This window comes from Mogibacterium diversum (assembly GCF_938028775.1).
Lineage (GTDB): Bacteria > Bacillota > Clostridia > Peptostreptococcales > Anaerovoracaceae > Mogibacterium > Mogibacterium diversum_A.
The window spans coordinates 181,247-201,312 of sequence record NZ_CALIZG010000024.1; the positions used below are offsets into that span (position 1 = coordinate 181,247).

Below are 20,066 nucleotides of genomic sequence, written 5' to 3' on the forward strand. Positions count from 1 at the left end.
TTTTGAAACGCACTATGTGAGAGGAATGTTAAAATCCGCCGCAAAATTTTGTTATTAATATTGATAATTTTCTTATAGAAGAATTACTCTTCTTCCGATGGTTCAAAGTCCTTAATCTCCGGTGGAAGCTCAAGTCCATTTTTCTCATAATAATCTACAAGTGCAGCCTTGATAGCCTCTTCAGCTAGTACTGAACAGTGTATCTTCCTTGATGGTAGACCATCAAGAGCTTCAACCACTGCCTTGTTAGATAGTTCAAGAGCTTCTTTGATGCTCTTGCCCTTGATAAGCTCAGTAGCCATTGAGCTAGATGCGATCGCTGACCCACATCCAAAGGTCTTGAATTTTACGTCTGTAATGATATCATTATCAATCTTTAGGTAAATTCTCATGATATCGCCACATGTTGGGTTTCCTACTTCACCAACTCCATCGGCATTTTCAATCTCGCCTACATTTCTTGGATGCTCAAAATGATCCATTACTTTTTCACTATATAACATGTTCTCTCTCCCCCTTCTCTAGTTCATCCCAGAATGGTGATATTTTTCTATAGTGTTCAACAACTTGATGAACCTTTTCTATGATGTAGTCTACTTGCTCCTCTGTATTTTCCTCATTGAGACTGAATCTAAGTGATCCGTGTGCTGCCTCAATAGGAACACCCATACCTATTAGAACGTGGCTTGGGTCGAGGGATTCACTTGTGCAAGCTGATCCAGATGAGCATTCGATGCCATACATATCAAGAGCCAATAGCAGCGACTCGCCCTCAACTCCTTCGAACGAGTAATTTACGTTACCAGGGAGTCGCTTTACAGGGTCTCCATTGAGCTGCGAATAAGGAATATCCGACAACCCTTTGATAAGTCTATCTCTAAGGGCAATTGTCTTTGCATTATTCTCTTCCATGTGCTCAATTCCATCTTCAAGGGCAGCAGCAAGGGCAGCAATGCCTGGAACGTTAATCGTACCAGCTCTCTTACCTCTCTCCTGAGCTCCACCTTCAATTACGTTTATTAATCTGATACCATTTCTAGCATATAGAACTCCAACGCCCTTAGGTCCGTGGAATTTATGAGCTGATAATGATAGCATATCTATGTTCATCGCCTGAACATCTATAGGTAGGTGTGCTGCAGCCTGAACGGCATCTGTGTGGAAGAGCACGCCCTTTTCGTGACACAGCTTTCCAATCTCAGCAATTGGCTGGACAGCTCCCATCTCGTTGTTAGCAAACATAATCGATACGAGTGCCGTATCCTCTCTGATTGCGTCCTCAACATCCTTAACGTCTACAATTCCATTTGGCTGTGGTTTTAGCAGCGTAACCTCGAAGCCCTCTTTTTCTAGCTTGCGAAGTGTATGAAGAATTGCATGATGCTCTATATTAAGAGAAATCAGATGCTTCTTACCCTTCTTAACTAGCCCTCTAGCTGCAGAAATTAAAGCCTGGTTATCTGCTTCACTTCCACCTGAAGTAAAGTAAATCTCATTAGGCTTTGCAGCATTAAGCGCCTTAGCTACTTTCTCTCTGGACTCATCCAGCTTCTCTTTAGCAATCTGTCCATCCGTATGAAGACTGTTAGGGTTGCCGTTATAATTCTTAAGGCAATCTAGCAGCGTATTGAGTGCGACATCGCTCAAATAAGTTGTTGCCGCATTATCTGCATATACTCTCATGTATACCTCCCTACCAATAATTTAGTCATCTTAGTGCAGTTGTATTATAGTCCTTTAATCCCTACCTGGTCAATAGGAATTACTCTTGGATATAACTTAAAACAATTATCTTGATGTGTCTTGATCTTGTATGAGCTTATCGACATTACCAGTCATTAGATCTTGTAGCGTTATGTTATCAAGATACTCATCGATAACCTTGTCAAGGCCAATCCACAGTGGAAGTGTCACGCATGAATGCGCTCTACCGCAGCTAACCTCACCAGACTTTATACAATCTACTGGGGCAAGACTACCTTCCGTAATTCGAAGGATTTCACCGATATTGTAATCTTCAGGTGATTTAATCAATCTGTAGCCACCGTTCTTACCTCGAAGGCTCCTCAGCATACCACCTTTGTTAAGCATCGATACGACATTCTCGAGATACTTCATCGATAGTTTCTGCCTATCTGATATATCTGCTAGAGATACGTAACCTCCATCATCGTGGTTAGCAAGATCAATCATGACCATCAGAGCGTAACGACCTTTTGTTGAAACAATCATGGCTCTTCCTTTCTTTGATATCTTGCGTGTTCATTTCTTACAATTGAAGAATAACACATTGCGTACAACCAATCAAGCATTTTCCTATTATTCATATAGGAATTTGGTGTATTAAAAAATGAGCAAAATATTTCGCTGGATTTTTTCAACTTTGATTAATTCAACTCGCAATTTTGCTCATTATATTTTACTGTTTGCATTTATGTCTCAACATCCGTTTATAACTGGTACATGCGATACATATTTGCATATATACCGTCCTTCGCCATGAGCTCGTCGTGTGTTCCTTCTTCCGCAATTCCATCCTGATTTAACACGATGATTCGGTCTGCACTCTTAATTGTAGTTAATCTGTGCGCAATTGTGATAGTTGTTCTTCCTTTCGACAAATCTGCTAGCGACCGCTGCACCAGCTTCTCGCTTTCATTGTCCAGAGCTGATGTAGCTTCATCGAGAATGAGGATTGGTGGGTTCTTGAGGAATACCCTTGCAATGCTAATACGCTGCTTCTGACCACCTGACAGCTTCATACCTCGCTCACCGACACTCGTATTATATCCGTCAGACATCTCTCTTATGAATTCGTCAGCTCCGGCGAGTTTTGCGGCCTGTTCAATCTCTTCCATTGTCGCTCCCGGTTTTCCATAAGCTATATTACCTGCAATAGTATCAGAGAATAGATATACATCCTGCTGAACCATTCCTATATGCGATCTGAGTGACTTACATGTCAGCTGCCTAATATCGTAACCATCTACTTTGATGCTTCCCTCCGAAACCTCATAAAATCTTGGAATAAGGTTGCAAAATGTCGTCTTTCCTGCTCCTGATGGCCCTACCAAAGCGAGGTTTTCTCCAGGTTTAATACTCAGGTTGATCTTATTGAGTATTTCCTCGCTGTCACTATATCTAAATGTAACATCGTTGAATTCAATTGCACCTTTGATATCCTCTAAATCGATGGCATCAGGGGCATCATCGATTTCTATAGGCTCATCCATAACTTCGATAAATCTCTCAATCCCTGTCATTCCACGCTGAAACTGCTCAGTGAACTCTACAATTCTTCGAACTGCTTCTAGTAGCACCCCTATATACATCATAAATGCTACGAAGTCACCTGTGGTAATCCTTCCGTTCTTAAGTTCAAATGATCCAACAAGGATTACGACTATATACATTAAGCCATCGAAGGTACGTGTAACACTGCGGAACCCTGCCATCGCCTTATACCCTATGGCCTTTACACCCAGGAATCTCGAATTATCTACATCGAATCTAGCCTGCTCAAATTCTTCATTTGCAAATGATTTTGAAACCTTTATCCCGAGAAGGCTATCTTCCACATGTGAATTGATTTCTCCGAGACCACTTCGCTGCATCTTGAAAGCACGTCTCATCTTTTTCCTAAAAGTATATGTTGCAGCAATCATGATAGGAATAATTGCGAACATAAGCACAGTTAGCAGAACATCTATTCTCACCAAGAGTACAAAACCCAGAATGATCTTTATCGATGCTATCCAGTATTCCTCTGGACAGTGGTGCGCAAACTCTGTTATATCAAATAAATCACTCGTAATTCTAGATATCAGCTGACCTGTTTTATTTTCACTATAATATGAATAAGATAGGTTCTGACACTTCTCATATAGGTCACGCCTCATGTCAGTTTCTATCTTTGCACCCATCACGTGCCCGGTATTTTGCATATAGTAATTTGCCACCACGTCAACCGCTCTTAGGCATAGATAGATTCCTACAATCTTTACTATCAAATCTGCTGTAAAAGCAGCGATATCAGTAGCTACAACATTGCTTATATATCTGATTAACAGAGGCAGAACTATATCGCTTACCGTAGTAAACGAAGCACAGATTAGATCAAAGATCAGTATCCCTTTATACGGCTTAAAGTATGGTGCAAACCTGCGAATGAGGTAGCTAGATGACATAACTTTATCCTTAGACTCTCCCATTTTTAAATTCCTTTCTTAAATAATCTCTATAAATCCCAACGCAAAAACGCAGACAGAAACTACCTGCGTATCTCTTTTATATAAATGTAAATTTATTATATCATATTTTCCCCGCATTTCTTGCAGTTGATTGCACGCAATTGGCGGTTGAATTTATATAATAATTAATAGTATTATAATCGTTAATACAATGTCATATGATAATTTTAATTGTATTTAATAACTATCACTTGCAGGAGGTCCACTTTGAACCTATATAATAATCTATCACCACGCAAACAATATCTCGTCCATTATCTTGGCTGGATGCTCGCTGGAAATGTAATATTTGCATTTGGTGTGAATGTTATCATCACTCCGATGAATCTTTACAATGGTGGATTCACAGGGATGGCACAGCTCCTTAGACTTCTTTTTGTAAATGTTTTTCATATGCCCGAGATACCAGGTGTTGATATAGTTGGTATTCTCTACTTCTTGCTTAACCTGCCACTTCTTATAATCTCATACAAGGTGGTTAATAAAGAGTTTTGCATAACATCAGTTATATCAATTACTCTATGTTCTGTCGCACTCGGTGTGATACCAGTTCCTAAAACCCCGATATTTAACGACTATCTAACTGCTTGTTTAATAGGCGGAGTCGTTGCCGGTACAGGCGCCGGAATGGTGCTCAGGGCAGGTAGCTCGCAGGGCGGTCAGGATATCATCGGAGTTATCGTATCGGTACTAAATCCGAATTACAGTGTTGGCAAGATAAGCATCATGATCAACATTGGAATTTATATAATCTGCCTATTCCTATTCAACATAGAAATTGTTGCTTACTCCTTGATATACACGACTATCCTCGCTATGTCACTAGACAGAGTTCACATTCAGAATATCAATATGCAGGTTATGATATTCACTAAGAAGCCTGGTGTTGAAGACGTTATAATGAGCGAACTAAGGAGAGGAGTTACAAACTGGAATGGAACCGGCGCATATACAAAGGAAGACTCTAATGTAATAGTTACTATTATTGCTAAATACGAGATAACAAAACTGCTCATGATTGTTAAGCAAGCTGATCCAGATGCGTTCGTCATTGTAAATGAAGGCGCCCAAATATACGGAAATTTCGAAAAGCGCCTGACTAAATAGCATTTATGCACTGTTACTAAGCAAGTTTTAAATAGTCACGGTAATATAGAAAACCTAAAATCGGAGTGTGAATAATTCACACTCCGATACAGCCATTAACACTGTGAGAGATAGTGCATAGAACATGATATTGTAGTCTATATTAAGCGTAGTCTGTATAAGTCTAGCAATTCCTGAAATTCCGCCATAGGTTAACCCATTCGGAATCATTACTGCGACAATTCCGAAAGCTCCGATAGCACATGAAGAAATCACTATAACAATATCGAGCATCACCCTATTAATATTGGTTTTCTGAGCCTTTTTCACTTTACCAAGTACTCCTTACCAAAAATATCAACAACAATATATGCCACATTACCACGAGAAATAAATTTTATATCATCATAATTGTCGGTTACGCTTATCTCAGCAGAGAACTCCCCATTATAATCAGGATCTATCATAATATAGTCTATAAGTGATTCGGGTGAACTCTTGCAAGCATTTTGTAGCAACTCCCTGTCCTTGTGCTGGACATATCCTATCTCTAGCTCCGGTCTGAAAGCCATGAGCTTCGCATGACAAAGCTTCTTACCATTCTCAAGCTCATCAGCTCTCTCTATTTTGATTATCGCATCTGCTCTGTAAGGGCGCTCTACTCCATTTCCATAGAAAAGATAGTTTGACTCACATGCATCGAGCCTCTTCTTAGCAGTTCCAAGCGCTAGAGTTTCTACATCGCATCCAACCCAACATCTATCCATGCCATTGGCCGCTTTTAGAAATGAACCAGAACCGCAGAAAAAATCTCCAACTAAATCGCCTTTTTCTGTACATGAGCTGAGAATTCGTTTCATCAGTTCTAAAGGCTTTTGAGTTGCGTAACCATTTCTTTCGCTGGAGGTCCTGCCCACCATGTCAATACTCCAAACATCTTTCATATTAACGAGTGTATACCACCCATATTCGTCTTGATATTCTTTAACCCCTTTAAATCGGTAAGGCTTGAAATCTCGATTATATGACTTCTCCTTAGGCACATTTAGTGAATACTTTTTCGACTTACTGTACATGAGAATCGTATCGTGTTTTCTTGAAAAATGTGTCTTTGCACTGCCTCCAGATTTATATTTCCATATAATTTCATTCCGCATGTTCTCGTAACCGAAAATTTCATCCATCGCGAGCTTAACGTAATGTGCTGAATGCCAGTCAAGATGAACCCAGATTAAGCCATCGTTCGCAAGAAGTCTCTTCATGATTACTAGTCTAGTAGTCATGTTTTCAACATATTGCTCTATGCTTCTGTCGAATGTATCATCATATGCGAGGTGTTTAACTTTATGTATCTTTCCATCACTGTCACATATTTCTACGGTTGCATCGTATTTCGATTTTGTAAAGAACGGAGGGTCAATATATATACACTTAAATTTACCCTCATATCCATTCTCTAGAAGCCATGACATAAACTCCATGTTATCGCCAAGCGCTAGAATATTATTGTCTAAATCAGAGTTAGCTTCATTAGCACGAAAACTGTCATACATATGTTTTTCCAAGACACTGAATGGCTTAGATAGCGTAACTTCTCCATGCTCTAATCCTTTAATTATGCTCTCTGCAATCCCTAAAACTTTGCTCATCTTAACCGTCCTCTTTAGCGACCATGTCATCAACTGATGATTGGATATATCTGTTAATTATAAAACATTGATATTAATATGTCTATTTGAAGAGTTCAAAATAAACAATGCCCCGTGGTATGAGAATAGCGCCTGCATTCTCATACCACGGAGCATTTAATAAATAGCAACATATTAAAAATTTTTAGAACTCAGCATATGTAAATGCCGGACTGCTGAGCATGCTCCCAAACAGTGAGAACACATACAGCACAGCCATGAATATAAACATATAAAGAGTATATTTTAAAGATATCTTATTCTTAATTTTACTTATGAGCGAATTCTGCGACTTTTTCATTAATCCTTACCCAACCTTCATTCCATGGATGAACCGCATCCGAAACAATATATTTGTTATAGCTATATTCTGTCATATTGGTGTAATCTGCACCGTATTCATTAGCGAGCTTTTGAATCTTTTGACCAACAACTACACGCTTATCAGCAGTCATACCTGTATAGTCGTACCATCTACCATTTACAGGAAGTAGAATAAGTTTAACCTTAATATCATTAGCCTTAGCGATCTCGAGGAATGCTTTAAGATCGTTGTACTCTGGTGAAGTATTGTAGTTTTGATTCAAACGAACATCCTTCATCTTAGGATATACCTGTCTAAACTTATTTCTCCACACACGATTGCTCATATAGAACGGATTATCCGCCTTGTATTCACTATCCCTATATGCCTCTTTCAAGAAACCATTCCAATTGAAATTATCTGGCGTGTACCTCTCAAAGTTCTGAGGTGTTTTTTTGTTCTTCATCATAAATCTCATTGCTGCCCCAACAGTGATTTTATCCTTGTCGAAAGCATGGCGTCTCTCGAATCCATATAGGAGATTTGATTCGTCATTAAGATTTACTTTATCAATCATGCGCGCCTTCATCTGTAGGCTCTTATTCTTAGATAGCAGATGCTCTGTTCTTCTTGCAACGTATTTTTTTGTCTTGAGCGGAACATTCTTGTTCTCCATAAATGCAAAGTATTCCGTCTCCGAAAACCTCAGAGCATAGTCATCTTTCTTAACACCTGAGTGTTTAAACCAGGTTGGTGAAACAAGCAATATAACTTTTTTACTCTTTAGATGTGGTTGAAGTGACCCAAGTGCAACAGTGTGGAACAGCGTCTGGTTAAACGGTCCTCCGACTGTAACGAGTTTAACATCTGTATCCTTGAAGAAGTTCGTTGGATGGTACTGCGTCTTACGTCCATGTCTGAACTCAGATGAGCCGAGCATGAGCACCGAATCTTTTTCAAGATTTCGCGACAATGCATTATACGACAGATCTTTATATGTGTTATACCAAGTTCCAAACTGCCCTGTGTTGTCTTTAAGATCATTATTAGCACATATGAAATGTACAACCACTGTGAACATCGCCAGCAGCACGAGAGCCGCTACAAACGAGTTTATCTTCTTCATATTATCTTCGTTCCTGTCTTATTCCCCTAGAATTCTTGCTGAAACTGTCTCTATAATCTTGTTTGGTGTATCCATCTGTTCCCTTGTAAATTCAGATGGTGATAAAACAACTCCATACTCATCCTGAATATCTAACAAGAGGCTAACGTAATCGAGCGAATCAATTAAATCTTCCTCTAGCAAATTGATATCTGGGTTTTCCTTTACAATTTCATCTCCGCAAATGTTCTCAATGATGTCTAGTAGCTTATCTCTCATGATAATTTCCTCCTAATTTTAGCTATGTTTTAAATATTTTTTTATTTTAATTATTATTGCGTATTCAGTGTTTCTGTTTTTTCTAATTCTTTAATTATGCGATCAAAATTTATTTACACATACCTAGCCTTGATTCGAAAGTAAGATCCCTAGTCTTCCGGAGAAGATGAAGAATCCGAACATAACGAGGTGAAGCGTAATTAACCAAGATACTCCTATAAACCACTTATCTTTTTTATGCGCCTTATAGAATTTCGATTTCTTTTGGAATATCTCACATGCGGATAATAACACTCCATGATACAGACCGTAAACGATGTAGTTAAGCTCAAGCCCATGCCATACACCCATGACGAACATGTTAATCATGAATGCGATTGAGGCAATCACAAGCTTGTTCTTAATCTTGCGAGTTCTAACTAGTGCCATTGTGATTCTAGAGAAAAGAAAATCTCTAAACCAGAACGACAGTGTCATATGCCAACGATTCCAAAATTCCTTGATGTCCTTACTCACAAACGGAGCGTTGAAGTTTTCAGGTGTTCTAACTCCAAATATATAGCTGGCTCCTATAGCCATATTGCTGTATCCGGCAAAATCAAAGAACAGGTATACCCCGTATATATAGAAGTAAATCGCTATCGAGTACCATGTCCCTCCAGTTCCAAAGTAATTCATAACCGTGTAGAAACATGCTGCAATTACCATCTTGTAAACCATGCCCTTGAGTATCTTGTATATGCCTTCTCCTAAAAGCTCTAGATACTCTTCTCTAGGAATGATTTTATCTATATCCTCGTCAAATCTTCTGCTTCTATCAATAGGACCAGATGTGATAGCGGGGAAAAACAGCAGTAGGTATATGAAGTTTGAGGTCTTAAAGTCTTTTATAACTCCATCATATATCTCGATTACCATCTGAGTAGACTTGAACGTCATGTATGACAAGCCTAAAAATGCAAAGATATGGTGCTTATTACCAGTCAGACCCAGGATTTTATAAATTGTGAGCGGAGCTAAACTCGCTAACAAAAATATCCTATACTGCCATGTTACTCTACCCTTCTTAGTTCTTAGCTCAAGATATATACGTACAACTGCATATTCTATAACCGTGTACAGCCCTAGATTGAAGAGAGCATTTAGATTGCTACCCATCGACAGCCATACGAACACAAATGTTACGAACATACCGTACCACTTAAGTGACTTCTCCCTGCAACCTAGATATATTGCAGGAATCGACAGACCCGCTAACCATATAAAGAAGCTATTGTCTGTAAAAAGCTGCATCTATACCAACTCCTCCAATTTCTTTCTATCTGCCTTACCGTTGTTAGTAAGTGGCATCTTGTCCATAAACTTTACACGCTTTGGGACCATGTAGCTAGGCAAAAATGATTTTAATGTTTCACGCACATATTTTCTGCCACTATAGTCATCAGCGATGATATCCCCTTCTCTTACAACAAATGCTGTTAAGCTTTCAACCTTTCCCTCATGTCTCTTTGGAATAACCGCCGCAGCTGCTACTCCTTCTATATTCGTAAGGTTAGACTCAATATCCCCAAGCTCTATTCTATATCCATGTAGCTTAACCTGATGGTCGATTCTGCCATCGCAGAATAGCATGCCTGACTCATCGTAGTGCCCTGTATCGCCTGTTCTATAAGCCCTAACCATTTCCTTAGGATTTTCACTTAGCGACCCGGCCTCAGCCATGAAGAAGACCTTATCAGTTCTCTCCTTGTCCTTATAGTATCCTGAGCTTACTGAATCTCCGACGATTATCATTTCGCTGTTCTCTGGATCGATTCTAATCTCGGTTCCAGGCTTAGGAAGCCCGATAGGAAGTGCGCCTTCTCTAGCGATAACCTCATCTGTGATATCAACCTCTGTCACACATACGGTAGATTCAGTAGGTCCATATGTATTAATTACCTTAGCATGTGGAAATCTCGCCCTTAGCTGCTTTGCCGTATCTTTTGTAAGAACCTCTCCGCAGAATAGGAATGTCTTGATGCTTCCAAAATTCTCCTCGCTAAAATCAGCTTCTCCTAGGCACATATCCGAAAATGAAGGAGTAGATACCCAGTATTCGATATCTGATGATGCAATATACTTTAGCATCTCCGGCATATCCTGCTGCAATCCCTTATCTAGCGCAACGATTGTCGATCCAGTTGCGAGACCAGTGTACAAATCCATTACAGATAGGTCAAAAGAAAAAGGAGCTTGATTTAAAAATCTAGTAGCCTCCGGAATGCCTCCTGAAAGTGTAACTGACCATTTCAAGTAGTTATTAAGCGCATCAGCAGGAATTTTAACACCCTTAGGCTTTCCTGTGCTTCCAGATGTAAATATTATGTAATACGTCTCATCACCTGATACAGGCTCTTTATCATCATACGAGGTGTCGCTTTCAAGAATAGCATCGAGTTTTTCTCTGCCAACAACCTCGTACTTATCGTCTATATCGATCATCTCTTCGTGCTGGACGACTATTACAATCTCATTATCTATAGCTGATGCAATATCGCTCACCCTCTCTCTAGGGTTTCCTATATCCACTGGACAATACGCATGACCTGACCTCACGCATGCGAGAAAAGCAGCGAGCATATCCGGATGCTTATGTCCATAGACCATAATAGGTTCGCGATTTCCCTCTAGTCTATTCGATATGTAGCTAGCAAGTGCTGATGACTTTTTCCAAAGTTCGCCATATGTCATCTTGCCATCTCTCGAGCTAAACACCAAGCGATCAGGTGTTTCTATAGCAGTGCTCTTAATCTTTGCTATGATATCCATATCGTACCTCCATTACTCCTTTGTTATTATAAATTTTATATAAATCGCATTAAATGAGTGGGAAGAAATTATTAAATAAAAATTAAGATTGGAATTTCTTGGTTTTTATACTTATGCAATGCTTATTCTCATTAAAAAATGAGATGCAATACAGCATCCCATTTTTGATCAGCAATGTTTTAACGCTTTGCCAGCATCATTCTATTTCTTAACGATTTTAGCGTATAGAAGTTTCGATTCGAGATCTATTTCTTTGACGTGTTCACCAAGTGACTCCCCAGTTAACTTCTTGTACTCTGTCTCCGAATTAACGCCCTTCTCCTTGAGAATTCCCTTCTCAGCTTTTTCTATCTCGGTCTTACTTACTGATACCCGTTTTTTCTCTGCGATGGCATGGAGCACTAGCTTAGCTTTCACATTCGCTTTTGCCATCTCTTCAACCTGTTTATCAAACTGGGGCTGTGTCAAATCCGCTTCTTTGAGATATTCAGTCATGGTCATATCATATTCTTTGATGCGCTTCTTATACTGATTCTTAATGTTATTAATTTCTCTTGATAATTGAACCTTCGGGTATTTGATCACCCTTGTATTCTTAACAAGCGCTTGCCATTCTTGCTCCGTGAGCGTCTTCTCCTTTGGCATCCTGAATTCTACATACTTCTCTGAGTTAATGAGATCGTATCCTGTGTATCTGGTAACAGTGAACATAAATAATGCGACATCTATGATGATAAAGATAAGTAATCCGATAAGAAGCTTCTGCTTACGAGTGTATCTCTTATGCGGGCTATTACCTTTAGATGACGACATCGTCACTTACCTCCTCATTGATCTTTTTAAACTTATCGCTATTTAATAGAGACTGTCCGCCGAGCTTGTAATCAGCCTCTACAGAGCCATCGATAATCTCATATTTCTGCGAGTTATCCGGTGTAACTAGACCGTATATGTCTTTTCCCAGAACAGAAGATACTCTTATCTGCTTAGGCGTTCCATCTATAACATACTCAGTCTTGCCATCAGTCATCACTGAATTCCAATCATCAGAATCACTATTCCTGTATTCAATCCTATAGTTGTCTACTCTTCCACTTGGAGGTGTAAACTTCACGCTTGTCTTTCCACCCTTCACGCTTGTTACTACTTTAGATGGTTCAAGTTCAGTGGAATTAAGGATATCTTCATCACCTATCTGAAACGGTATAACCTCGGTATAACCAATGTAATCGCCCTTTCCTTTGACTAGCGCATATGCTGTCCCAGTATTAACATTATCAATGTAGGAAACGGTATAATCCTTATTTAACGTTAGTGATTTTCCATTATCAGTAAGATTAACATTGATTGTAACAGGACTGCCCGTGTACTTAAGCATGTCATTAGATGCCTCTGCGATAAGCCCCGGATTGCCTGCTTTTGTGGCTTTCTTATCCACATACATAACGTCATAATCCACTTTACCCTTGATGCCATTCACTCTTCCAGTGCTTGTAAATTGCCACATCGTATAATCAGATGATGCAGAGAGATTACTCGCGTAATGAGCAACCCAGACCTCGTTTGAGTTATTCACAAGACTTGCAGTATCCACTCCAGTAGTACTTCCTGCGAGAGATGTTGAAAGATAAATCGAAGCAGGATATCCCTGCGATCGGCAGTAGGACAAAAAAGCATCCGCAACTGCGGTCATTCGCTTCTTTGCGTACTCGCTTCCATTTGCGCGCCAAGAAGTATATGCGTTGTCAAACCTGCCATCGGAAAATTCTAGATCCATGACGAGCGGGAGCTCTAGATCATACTTCTTAGCAAGCGCAACGAGTTTCTTAGCTTCAGCAACAGCTTCATCTTCGTTTGTAGCCTGCGAATACCAATATACCCCTCGTGCGATGCCCGCTGCCTTTGCTCCTTCCATATTCACATCGAATTTAGAATCCGTCTTCAAATCAAAATTCGACGATGTGGTGGCTCCAGCTCTAATAAATGCATAGTTTACTCCATCATCCTTTACAGCTTTCCAGTCGATACTGCCTTGCCATTCGGATACATCTATGCCGAGAAATTCATAATAACCCTCTCTACCCGATGGTGTGCTTGGTAGTGAAGTGCCTGCAAACACCGAACTAGAAGCAAAAAACGCCAACAGAAATAAAGCCACTATCATGGTAGCTATACGGGCCGAGATAGCAGTCATATAATTTTTATCTATCAACTTGTTTTCTTTGGCGCTTAAATTCATTAAAGTCTCTCTTTATATGTTTCTTTTTTGCATCGCTTGAAATAACAGCCTTCGAATAATGAAAATCCTGAAAAATAAATGCGGGTGATGAACACCCACATCAGCTTTTAATTTATTATAGCATAATCTTTATTTGTACTGTGTGAAAAGTCTATGCAAATACTGTAATGTTTATTTTAAAATAAGAATTTTGATTCGAAACTGCACTATCATACTTTTAGATATATACTCAATCAGAACTGTAGCTCACCATTATTTAAGGTATCCACCTCGCTTTATTTTCTCTATAAAATCGTTTACTATGCCGGCTGTAAGTCCCCATATATTTCTACCATCATGCTGGTAGAAATATATGGTTCTATAGCTAGAATCCCAGGCGTAGGCTTTCCCTCCCTCGATTCTGTCATAGGGAAAGCCTTCGACTGGTATGCTCCTCATCGCTACGTCATAGCGTTCTGGCTGATTCTCTAAAAAGAACGCAAGCGGCATCGTGAAGACTTCCGCTACTTCATCAGAAGAGAAAGTATAGTCATAGTCCCTAAGCAGCCCAACAATAGGCTGCAAGGTGCCGCCCGAATATATATTCACTACATCGAGCTCGTCCAGAACTTCGATGCTAGATGGGGCGATGAGGAGCTCCTCGCTCGCCTCCCTGATTGCAGCATGCGCAGGAGGCTCACCCTCCATGGTGCTGCCGCCAGGAAAACATATCTCACCTGGCTGTCGCCTCAGATTTATGGCGCGCACCTCAAACAATACCGATAGCCCGTGCGGAGTCTCTATTATAGGTATCAGTACACCGAAACTCTTAGCGGTAGACTCCGCCCCAGGATCATCAATTAATGATTTTTTTAATCTCTCTATTTCATTCATACCCAGATTCTATTTATCTTTCTTTTATTTCAACTAGTCACATGTTTTGAACTTCGTTTCTGCAGATGCTATTTAAGCAATTATATATTCATCCAATTAGGATAACAACTCAATCTGAGTTTCATCACTACTTATAAAAGAGGCGAAGCAGCAGTGCTGCTCCGCCTCATATTTCTTATAATCTACACTGCGATTAGTTCTCTTCTATAAATCTTAGAAGCTCCTCCGCACCCTTTACGATACTCTCTCTATCCTCTGGATCTCTGCCGAGGTGAGTGTATACCTCTCCGATAAATACCCCGTTATCCTTCAGGCACTCATACACCTTGTCGATTATTGGGTCGCAGATATCTTGCTGCTGCATCGGACCGAATGGATTAGCAAAGTAAGTGGTGGATAGTCCAACTTCCTGTGTGGTGCCCTTCGCCATTCTCTTACCCTCAACAAATACCGTCTTTGCGTCATCGAGGTTTTCGAACTCATGCAGTCCGAGATCCTCATCATAGTTATTTGCATAAGCAAATAAATCAACGTGGTGATTATCTGTAACTACTGAATAAGGAGCTGCTGGCGTAATAACTCTCGCATTAGATAAATCCGGGTTAAAGAATATAGACCTATTCATATCACGATAAGGTGTACCTGGATCGAGGTCATCAAGTCTTACAAACGCACCTATTTCAGTACCCTTTGCGTATACTGTACCATCTTCAACATGGAATGTCCCCATGTCATCAAACACGATTTCTATATTCTTAATCTTCTCATTACCAAGCGACTTTAGAGCTTCAATAGTTTCAGACTTTCCAGCTCCTGAATCTCCCATGAGGCAGATGCCCTTGCTCTTTCCATTCTTGAGAGTAATATTTACAAACGCACCGTGAATTGGCAGCCACCCCTTCTGCATCATCGCAACGTTATGGAGTGTGAGGACGGTCTTCTTCATATATCCGAAGTATGAAATCTTCTCGTTATATGTAACAGAACCTACCCAGATATTCTCCTCTTCATCGTGGTAGAAGGTGCATGCATTCTTGCCATCATCATTACCGAAAATCAGCACACAGTCAGGTTTCTTCGAGGCCTCCTTCTTGGATGCAAGCTCAAATAGGTTAGCTAGCGATACTCCATTTGACATAAAATCTCTGTGGAAGTAAACGAAAACTGTGAGATCCCCAACCTTGGCTGGGAAGCAGAAGAATTCATCACTATTGCCCTTAAATGTATCTAGTGGATTCTCATATACCTGCTGGAATGCCCACTCACGTTTGTTCGACTTAGGATGCAGAATCATCGGTGTACGGAGCATAATTGAGTCTATGAACTTAACCTTTCTCAATGACTCATACCGTGCCCCTAGCTTAAACGATTCATTTTTGTATAGTGACAGAGCAGCATTAGTTCCTGCGGGCTGCTGACGATATATCTTATTTGCACGACCCATAAGAGTTTCTTCGATTCGTCTATATGTAGCCATAATAAGCTGATTGTGGGAAGAATCGGCATGTACAAATGTTGTTGAGCTCGATTCTCTTCTTCTGTCTGTTGTGACCGAATACCTCTCGTGAGCTTTCCAGAAGTCATACATGCCTTCGACGAACGAAAGTGCTGACGTTCTATCTTCAATATAAGGCGATTCAATCTCCTCTGCAGAAAAAACTAATGTCTGACGTGCAAATGTAGATAGCGCCTCGATAGCCGTCTGTATCGACTTACCATGCGTTGCCCAATTATAAAGCTTTGAGTCAGTCTCTTCGAGATGAGCTATATAACTCTGCATAAACACTTTGAATTCTTTAGACTTAATAACTTCTAGACTAGTCTCAGGGTATACTAAATCAAAGTTCAAAATGACCTCATTATCGTTTAGATAAATTCTATCTTTCATTACTACACCTTTTTCTAAAAAATTTTTATCATTACAATGGTTTAACTACATCTAACTGTAGCATTTTTTGTATATTCTTTCAATACGTATGTATTATTTTTATTGATTTCTAACAAATTTTAATCGATTTTTCTCGACGAAAGTATGTCTTTTATGTCAGCTATACTAAAGTTGTATGCGGTATTGCAAAAATAGCACTTAACCTCAATATCCTCATCATCATTCACGATATCCTGTAAATCCTTATCGCTAATTGCGGCTAGCGCTCTCTTTACCTTCTCCTTGGAGCAGTCACAGTAGAACTCAACATCGTGTCTCTCCGTAAACTCAATATCGACGCCTTCAAATATGTGTAAAAGCATCTCTTCAGGTGTCATCCCCTGCTCCATCATAGTTGTTACAGGTTCCAGATTAGCTAACTTCTTCTCCAGGAGTTCGATCACATCCTCAGGAGCATCTGGTAAGAGCTGCACTATAAAGCCTCCAGCATGCTTGACGCTGCTATCTGTATCTACCATGACCCCTAGACCAACTGCTGATGGTAGCTGTTCCGACACCGTAAAGTAGTATGCGAGATCTTCAGCAACCTCTCCAGTTTGAATCTCAACCTGACCGCTGTACGGCTCCTTTAATCCGAGATCGTAGCTAACCGTTAAAAGGCCTCTTCCTACTGCCGCCCCTACATCGAGCTTTCCGGCATACTTGCGCGGAATATCAACATTTGGATTTCCTGGAAAACCCTTGACATGACCATGACTATCCGCTGTTACGGTTATATATCCTGCAGGACCATCGCCCTTGAGAGAAACCGTCACTATATCCTTATCACCCTTCATCATGGAGCCCATTATAGCCCCTGCTGATAGCAGTCTCCCTAGGGCCGCCGTCACTACGGGTAGTGTCCTATGACGCTCTCTTGCTTCAGCTACGAGATGTGTAGAGCTGATAGCGAAAGCTCTAACACTGTCATTTGCAAGGCTCGCTCTTACTATATAATCCTTATTATCCATCTTTTCTCCTATTGCCTAAACATTAAATTTAGAATCATCAGTCATTAATTCGATTGCACTCTGTTCCTAAAGTATCCTCTTCTTTTTAAACACGTATATAAGCCCCAGCACCACACTTAAACTGAGTATAGATACGTATAAATATCCAAATTTCCACCCGAATTCTGGTAACTTCAGATTCATACCGTACCATCCCGTAATTAGTGTTAGCGGTGCAAATATACTGGTCACGACCGTAAAGAACTTCATCAAGTTGTTCTGCTCTATATCTATCTGTGCTTGGTACATCTCGCTGACGTGATTAAGATATTCTTGAACCCTGAGTATGAAACTATAGAGCTTATCAAATCTCTTATCTAAGTATGAAAATGTTTTATCCAGCTCTGCTAGGTCATCGGTAAGAAGCTCCATTCTTTCATAATATTGCTTCTTGAACATGATTTCCTTTCGTCTAACCACAATTTGTTTGAGACCTGCTTTATCAGGTCTAGCGCCTCCAAATAGCTCTTCCTCCATATCGACTATACTCGACTCAAGATTCTCTAGTTCATATATGTCATCTGATGAATACTCTAACATCAATTCGAGAAGTTCATCTCGAGGATCTTTGCTGTTAACCTTTGATATACATTCGATAAGCTTTGCATCTTCCGTTATAAGGACGCATTCATTCCGAGATGTGATTATAAGTGCAGAATTATCATCTTCAGTACGAAATCCTAGAATAAGCTCATCAGCAATGCCTCTGAACGCATACTCCCTAAGTACTCTAATTTTCTCGTTAGATTTTTCATCTAGTGATTCTAAAAAGTCTCGTTTTTCTTCATGTGAACTTATTAATCTAATCATCTTTACTCCTCTTTATACCGCTGTATTATACCATATGTATTGGAAAATTAACTAATTAAGGATATAATTATAAGTTGTAAATCCCATATTCTTATGGATTTCGGAGGAATTATGAACACAAAAGAAATTATCTCGAGACTAGAATATAAATTGCTAAAAGGGTCACTGGACCAAGCCGTTACAGGCATCTGTTTCGATAGCAGAAAAGTGAAGTCTGGCGATGTCTTTGTATGCATTCGCGGTGCATCATTTGACTCTCACGATGCACTTATAGAGATCGATAGTGGCAATCCTGCCCTCATCATAATAGACGAGAGCTGCGCTCTCGACTTATCAGTTGTAACCTCAACTATAATTTCAACCTCGGATACCAGACATGCTAAGGCTGTGGTTTCAGCTGCATTTTATGGTTATCCAGCGGAAAAGCTCAAGATGGTTGGCGTTACTGGATCAAAGGGCAAGACTACTGTTACAACGATGATTATGGCATCGTTAAGAGAGGCAGGCTATAGAGCGGCATCAATAGGCTCAAATGGGGTGAACTTAGGCGATGAAGTTCTAGAGGTTGCCAACACAACACCTGACTCTGACCAGATGCAGAAATTTCTTTCTATCATGGTATCAAAAGGTGTAGAGTACGCAGTTCTCGAGTGCTCTTCACAGGGCCTTATGCAGCATAGAACTGATATGATTAATTTTGATGTCGGAGTATTTCTCAATATTCAGCATGGAGATCATGTTGGAACAGACGAGCACCCTACATTTGAAAACTATGCATATTGTAAAAGTCTTCTGCTACAGCAGTGTAATACAGGTATCGTTAATCTGGATGATGAAAATATTGATTTCATCGTAAAAAATGCAGCATGTAACCTAATTACTGTAGGTCATGATGGAATACATAAGAAAACGGACAAGCTCGGCAGCAGACCAGATTATGTCATCTCAGAATCTCACACCAAGGAATGTAGAGGATTTATCGGTGAAGAGTTTAAACTTTCAGGTAGGTTTAATGACACTGTATTTGTAAACATGCCCGGTGAGTTCGTTCCACTAAATGGAGCAGCTACAATCGCTACTATAGAAGCTCTCGGAATACCTGCAGATGCAGCGAGAAAATCTCTTTCTCATATCCATATTAACGGCAGAGTGGACATGATTTATCGCACAGAAGACCTAAGTGTATGCATTGACTCTGCTCACACTAGAGAGAGCACGAGAGCTGTTCTCGAGGCACTTAGAGCATATAATCCTAAGAGGCTTGTATGTGTATTTGGCGCTGGTGGAAACAGAGATATTGAGAGAAGAATTGGAATGGGTGAATCATCTGGAAAATATGCCGACTTCTCAATTATTACTACTGAGCACAACAGGTTTGAACCGTTTGAGACTATACTTGAGGGTGTTAAGTCTGGGCTTGAGCCTACTGGAGGAAAGTACATGGTTATAGAGAATAGACCGGAGGCTATACACTATGCTATTACTCAGTCAGAGCCGGGTGACCTCGTCGCTATCATCGGTCTAGGTGATGATAAATATCAACACATTAATGGCGTTAACGTCCCTCAAGATGATGATAAGTGTGCTAGAAAAGCGATTAAAGAATGGGAAGAAAATAGAACCAAGTAGGTATATAAAGTAAGCAGTGGCTGACTTTACCGACCACTGCTTTAATTGAATTACA

General features: G+C 40.0%; 18 protein-coding genes. 2 read left to right on the plus strand and 16 right to left on the minus strand.

Annotated features, from left to right (window positions below; translation table 11 throughout):
* Nucleotides 1-83: 83 nt before the first annotated feature.
* The 4 genes from nifU to Q7O90_RS07895 all read right to left on the minus strand — a co-directional run bounded on the left by nifU (nucleotide 84) and on the right by Q7O90_RS07895 (nucleotide 4,211).
* Nucleotides 84-503, minus strand: a complete 420-nt coding sequence (gene nifU, locus Q7O90_RS07880; RefSeq protein WP_106057090.1) for a Fe-S cluster assembly scaffold protein NifU — start codon at nucleotides 501-503, stop codon at nucleotides 84-86.
* Entirely contained in the window at nucleotides 493-1,683 is a 1,191-nt protein-coding gene (locus tag Q7O90_RS07885; protein ID WP_304129174.1) for a cysteine desulfurase family protein, read from the minus strand. The genes nifU and Q7O90_RS07885 overlap by 11 nt, the downstream gene beginning before the upstream one ends.
* Before the next feature lie 105 nt (nucleotides 1,684-1,788).
* On the minus strand, nucleotides 1,789-2,232 hold the full coding sequence (locus Q7O90_RS07890) for an RrF2 family transcriptional regulator (RefSeq protein WP_106057092.1): 444 nt from the start codon (nucleotides 2,230-2,232) through the stop codon (nucleotides 1,789-1,791).
* A gap of 218 nt (nucleotides 2,233-2,450) precedes the next feature.
* Complete coding sequence (locus Q7O90_RS07895) at nucleotides 2,451-4,211, minus strand: ABC transporter ATP-binding protein (RefSeq protein ID WP_304129175.1); 1,761 nt, start codon at nucleotides 4,209-4,211, stop codon at nucleotides 2,451-2,453.
* Between the two features lie 246 nt (nucleotides 4,212-4,457).
* Between Q7O90_RS07895 and Q7O90_RS07900 the strand changes: the two genes are divergently transcribed.
* Nucleotides 4,458-5,357, plus strand: a complete 900-nt coding sequence (locus tag Q7O90_RS07900) for a YitT family protein (protein ID WP_304129176.1) — start codon at nucleotides 4,458-4,460, stop codon at nucleotides 5,355-5,357.
* A gap of 54 nt (nucleotides 5,358-5,411) precedes the next feature.
* Here Q7O90_RS07900 and Q7O90_RS07905 read toward each other — a convergent pair whose 3' ends face one another.
* The 12 genes from Q7O90_RS07905 to Q7O90_RS07960 form a co-directional block, all read right to left on the minus strand.
* Complete coding sequence (locus tag Q7O90_RS07905) at nucleotides 5,412-5,666, minus strand: YitT family protein (RefSeq protein WP_304129177.1); 255 nt, start codon at nucleotides 5,664-5,666, stop codon at nucleotides 5,412-5,414.
* The gene (locus Q7O90_RS07910) at nucleotides 5,663-6,985 is read right to left on the minus strand and encodes a DNA-methyltransferase (protein WP_304129178.1); all 1,323 of its coding nucleotides are present in this window, start codon (nucleotides 6,983-6,985) and stop codon (nucleotides 5,663-5,665) included. The genes Q7O90_RS07905 and Q7O90_RS07910 overlap by 4 nt, the downstream gene beginning before the upstream one ends.
* A gap of 308 nt (nucleotides 6,986-7,293) precedes the next feature.
* Nucleotides 7,294-8,454 (minus strand): D-alanyl-lipoteichoic acid biosynthesis protein DltD, encoded by a 1,161-nt coding sequence (gene dltD, locus Q7O90_RS07915; RefSeq protein ID WP_304129179.1) that lies wholly within the window; start codon nucleotides 8,452-8,454, stop codon nucleotides 7,294-7,296.
* A gap of 18 nt (nucleotides 8,455-8,472) precedes the next feature.
* Nucleotides 8,473-8,712: a D-alanine--poly(phosphoribitol) ligase subunit 2 gene (gene dltC, locus Q7O90_RS07920; protein ID WP_106057095.1), complete on the minus strand. Its 240-nt coding sequence runs from the start codon at nucleotides 8,710-8,712 to the stop codon at nucleotides 8,473-8,475.
* Nucleotides 8,713-8,835: 123 nt separating this feature from the next.
* Nucleotides 8,836-10,005: a D-alanyl-lipoteichoic acid biosynthesis protein DltB gene (dltB, locus tag Q7O90_RS07925; protein ID WP_304129180.1), complete on the minus strand. Its 1,170-nt coding sequence runs from the start codon at nucleotides 10,003-10,005 to the stop codon at nucleotides 8,836-8,838.
* Entirely contained in the window at nucleotides 10,006-11,523 is a 1,518-nt protein-coding gene (dltA, locus tag Q7O90_RS07930) for a D-alanine--poly(phosphoribitol) ligase subunit DltA (RefSeq protein ID WP_304129182.1), read from the minus strand.
* Between the two features lie 201 nt (nucleotides 11,524-11,724).
* Nucleotides 11,725-12,336, minus strand: a complete 612-nt coding sequence (locus tag Q7O90_RS07935; protein WP_304129184.1) for a hypothetical protein — start codon at nucleotides 12,334-12,336, stop codon at nucleotides 11,725-11,727.
* On the minus strand, nucleotides 12,323-13,762 hold the full coding sequence (locus Q7O90_RS07940; RefSeq protein WP_304129185.1) for a GH25 family lysozyme: 1,440 nt from the start codon (nucleotides 13,760-13,762) through the stop codon (nucleotides 12,323-12,325). Before Q7O90_RS07940 ends, Q7O90_RS07935 begins: the two co-directional genes overlap by 14 nt.
* Before the next feature lie 252 nt (nucleotides 13,763-14,014).
* Nucleotides 14,015-14,509, minus strand: a complete 495-nt coding sequence (locus Q7O90_RS07945; RefSeq protein WP_304129228.1) for an NUDIX hydrolase — start codon at nucleotides 14,507-14,509, stop codon at nucleotides 14,015-14,017.
* Between the two features lie 319 nt (nucleotides 14,510-14,828).
* On the minus strand, nucleotides 14,829-16,523 hold the full coding sequence (locus tag Q7O90_RS07950) for a phosphoenolpyruvate carboxykinase (ATP) (protein WP_304129186.1): 1,695 nt from the start codon (nucleotides 16,521-16,523) through the stop codon (nucleotides 14,829-14,831).
* 119 nt (nucleotides 16,524-16,642) lie between these two features.
* Entirely contained in the window at nucleotides 16,643-17,533 is an 891-nt protein-coding gene (gene hslO, locus Q7O90_RS07955; protein ID WP_304129187.1) for an Hsp33 family molecular chaperone HslO, read from the minus strand.
* A 66-nt stretch (nucleotides 17,534-17,599) separates the two neighbouring features.
* The gene (locus Q7O90_RS07960) at nucleotides 17,600-18,382 is read right to left on the minus strand and encodes a CorA family divalent cation transporter (protein WP_304129188.1); all 783 of its coding nucleotides are present in this window, start codon (nucleotides 18,380-18,382) and stop codon (nucleotides 17,600-17,602) included.
* 111 nt (nucleotides 18,383-18,493) lie between these two features.
* On the opposite strand from Q7O90_RS07960, the gene Q7O90_RS07965 reads away from it, so the two are divergent.
* Nucleotides 18,494-20,011 carry a Mur ligase family protein gene (locus Q7O90_RS07965; RefSeq protein WP_304129190.1) on the plus strand — a complete coding sequence of 506 codons (1,518 nt, stop codon included), beginning with the start codon at nucleotides 18,494-18,496 and terminating at the stop codon, nucleotides 20,009-20,011.
* Nucleotides 20,012-20,066 lie beyond the last annotated feature (55 nt).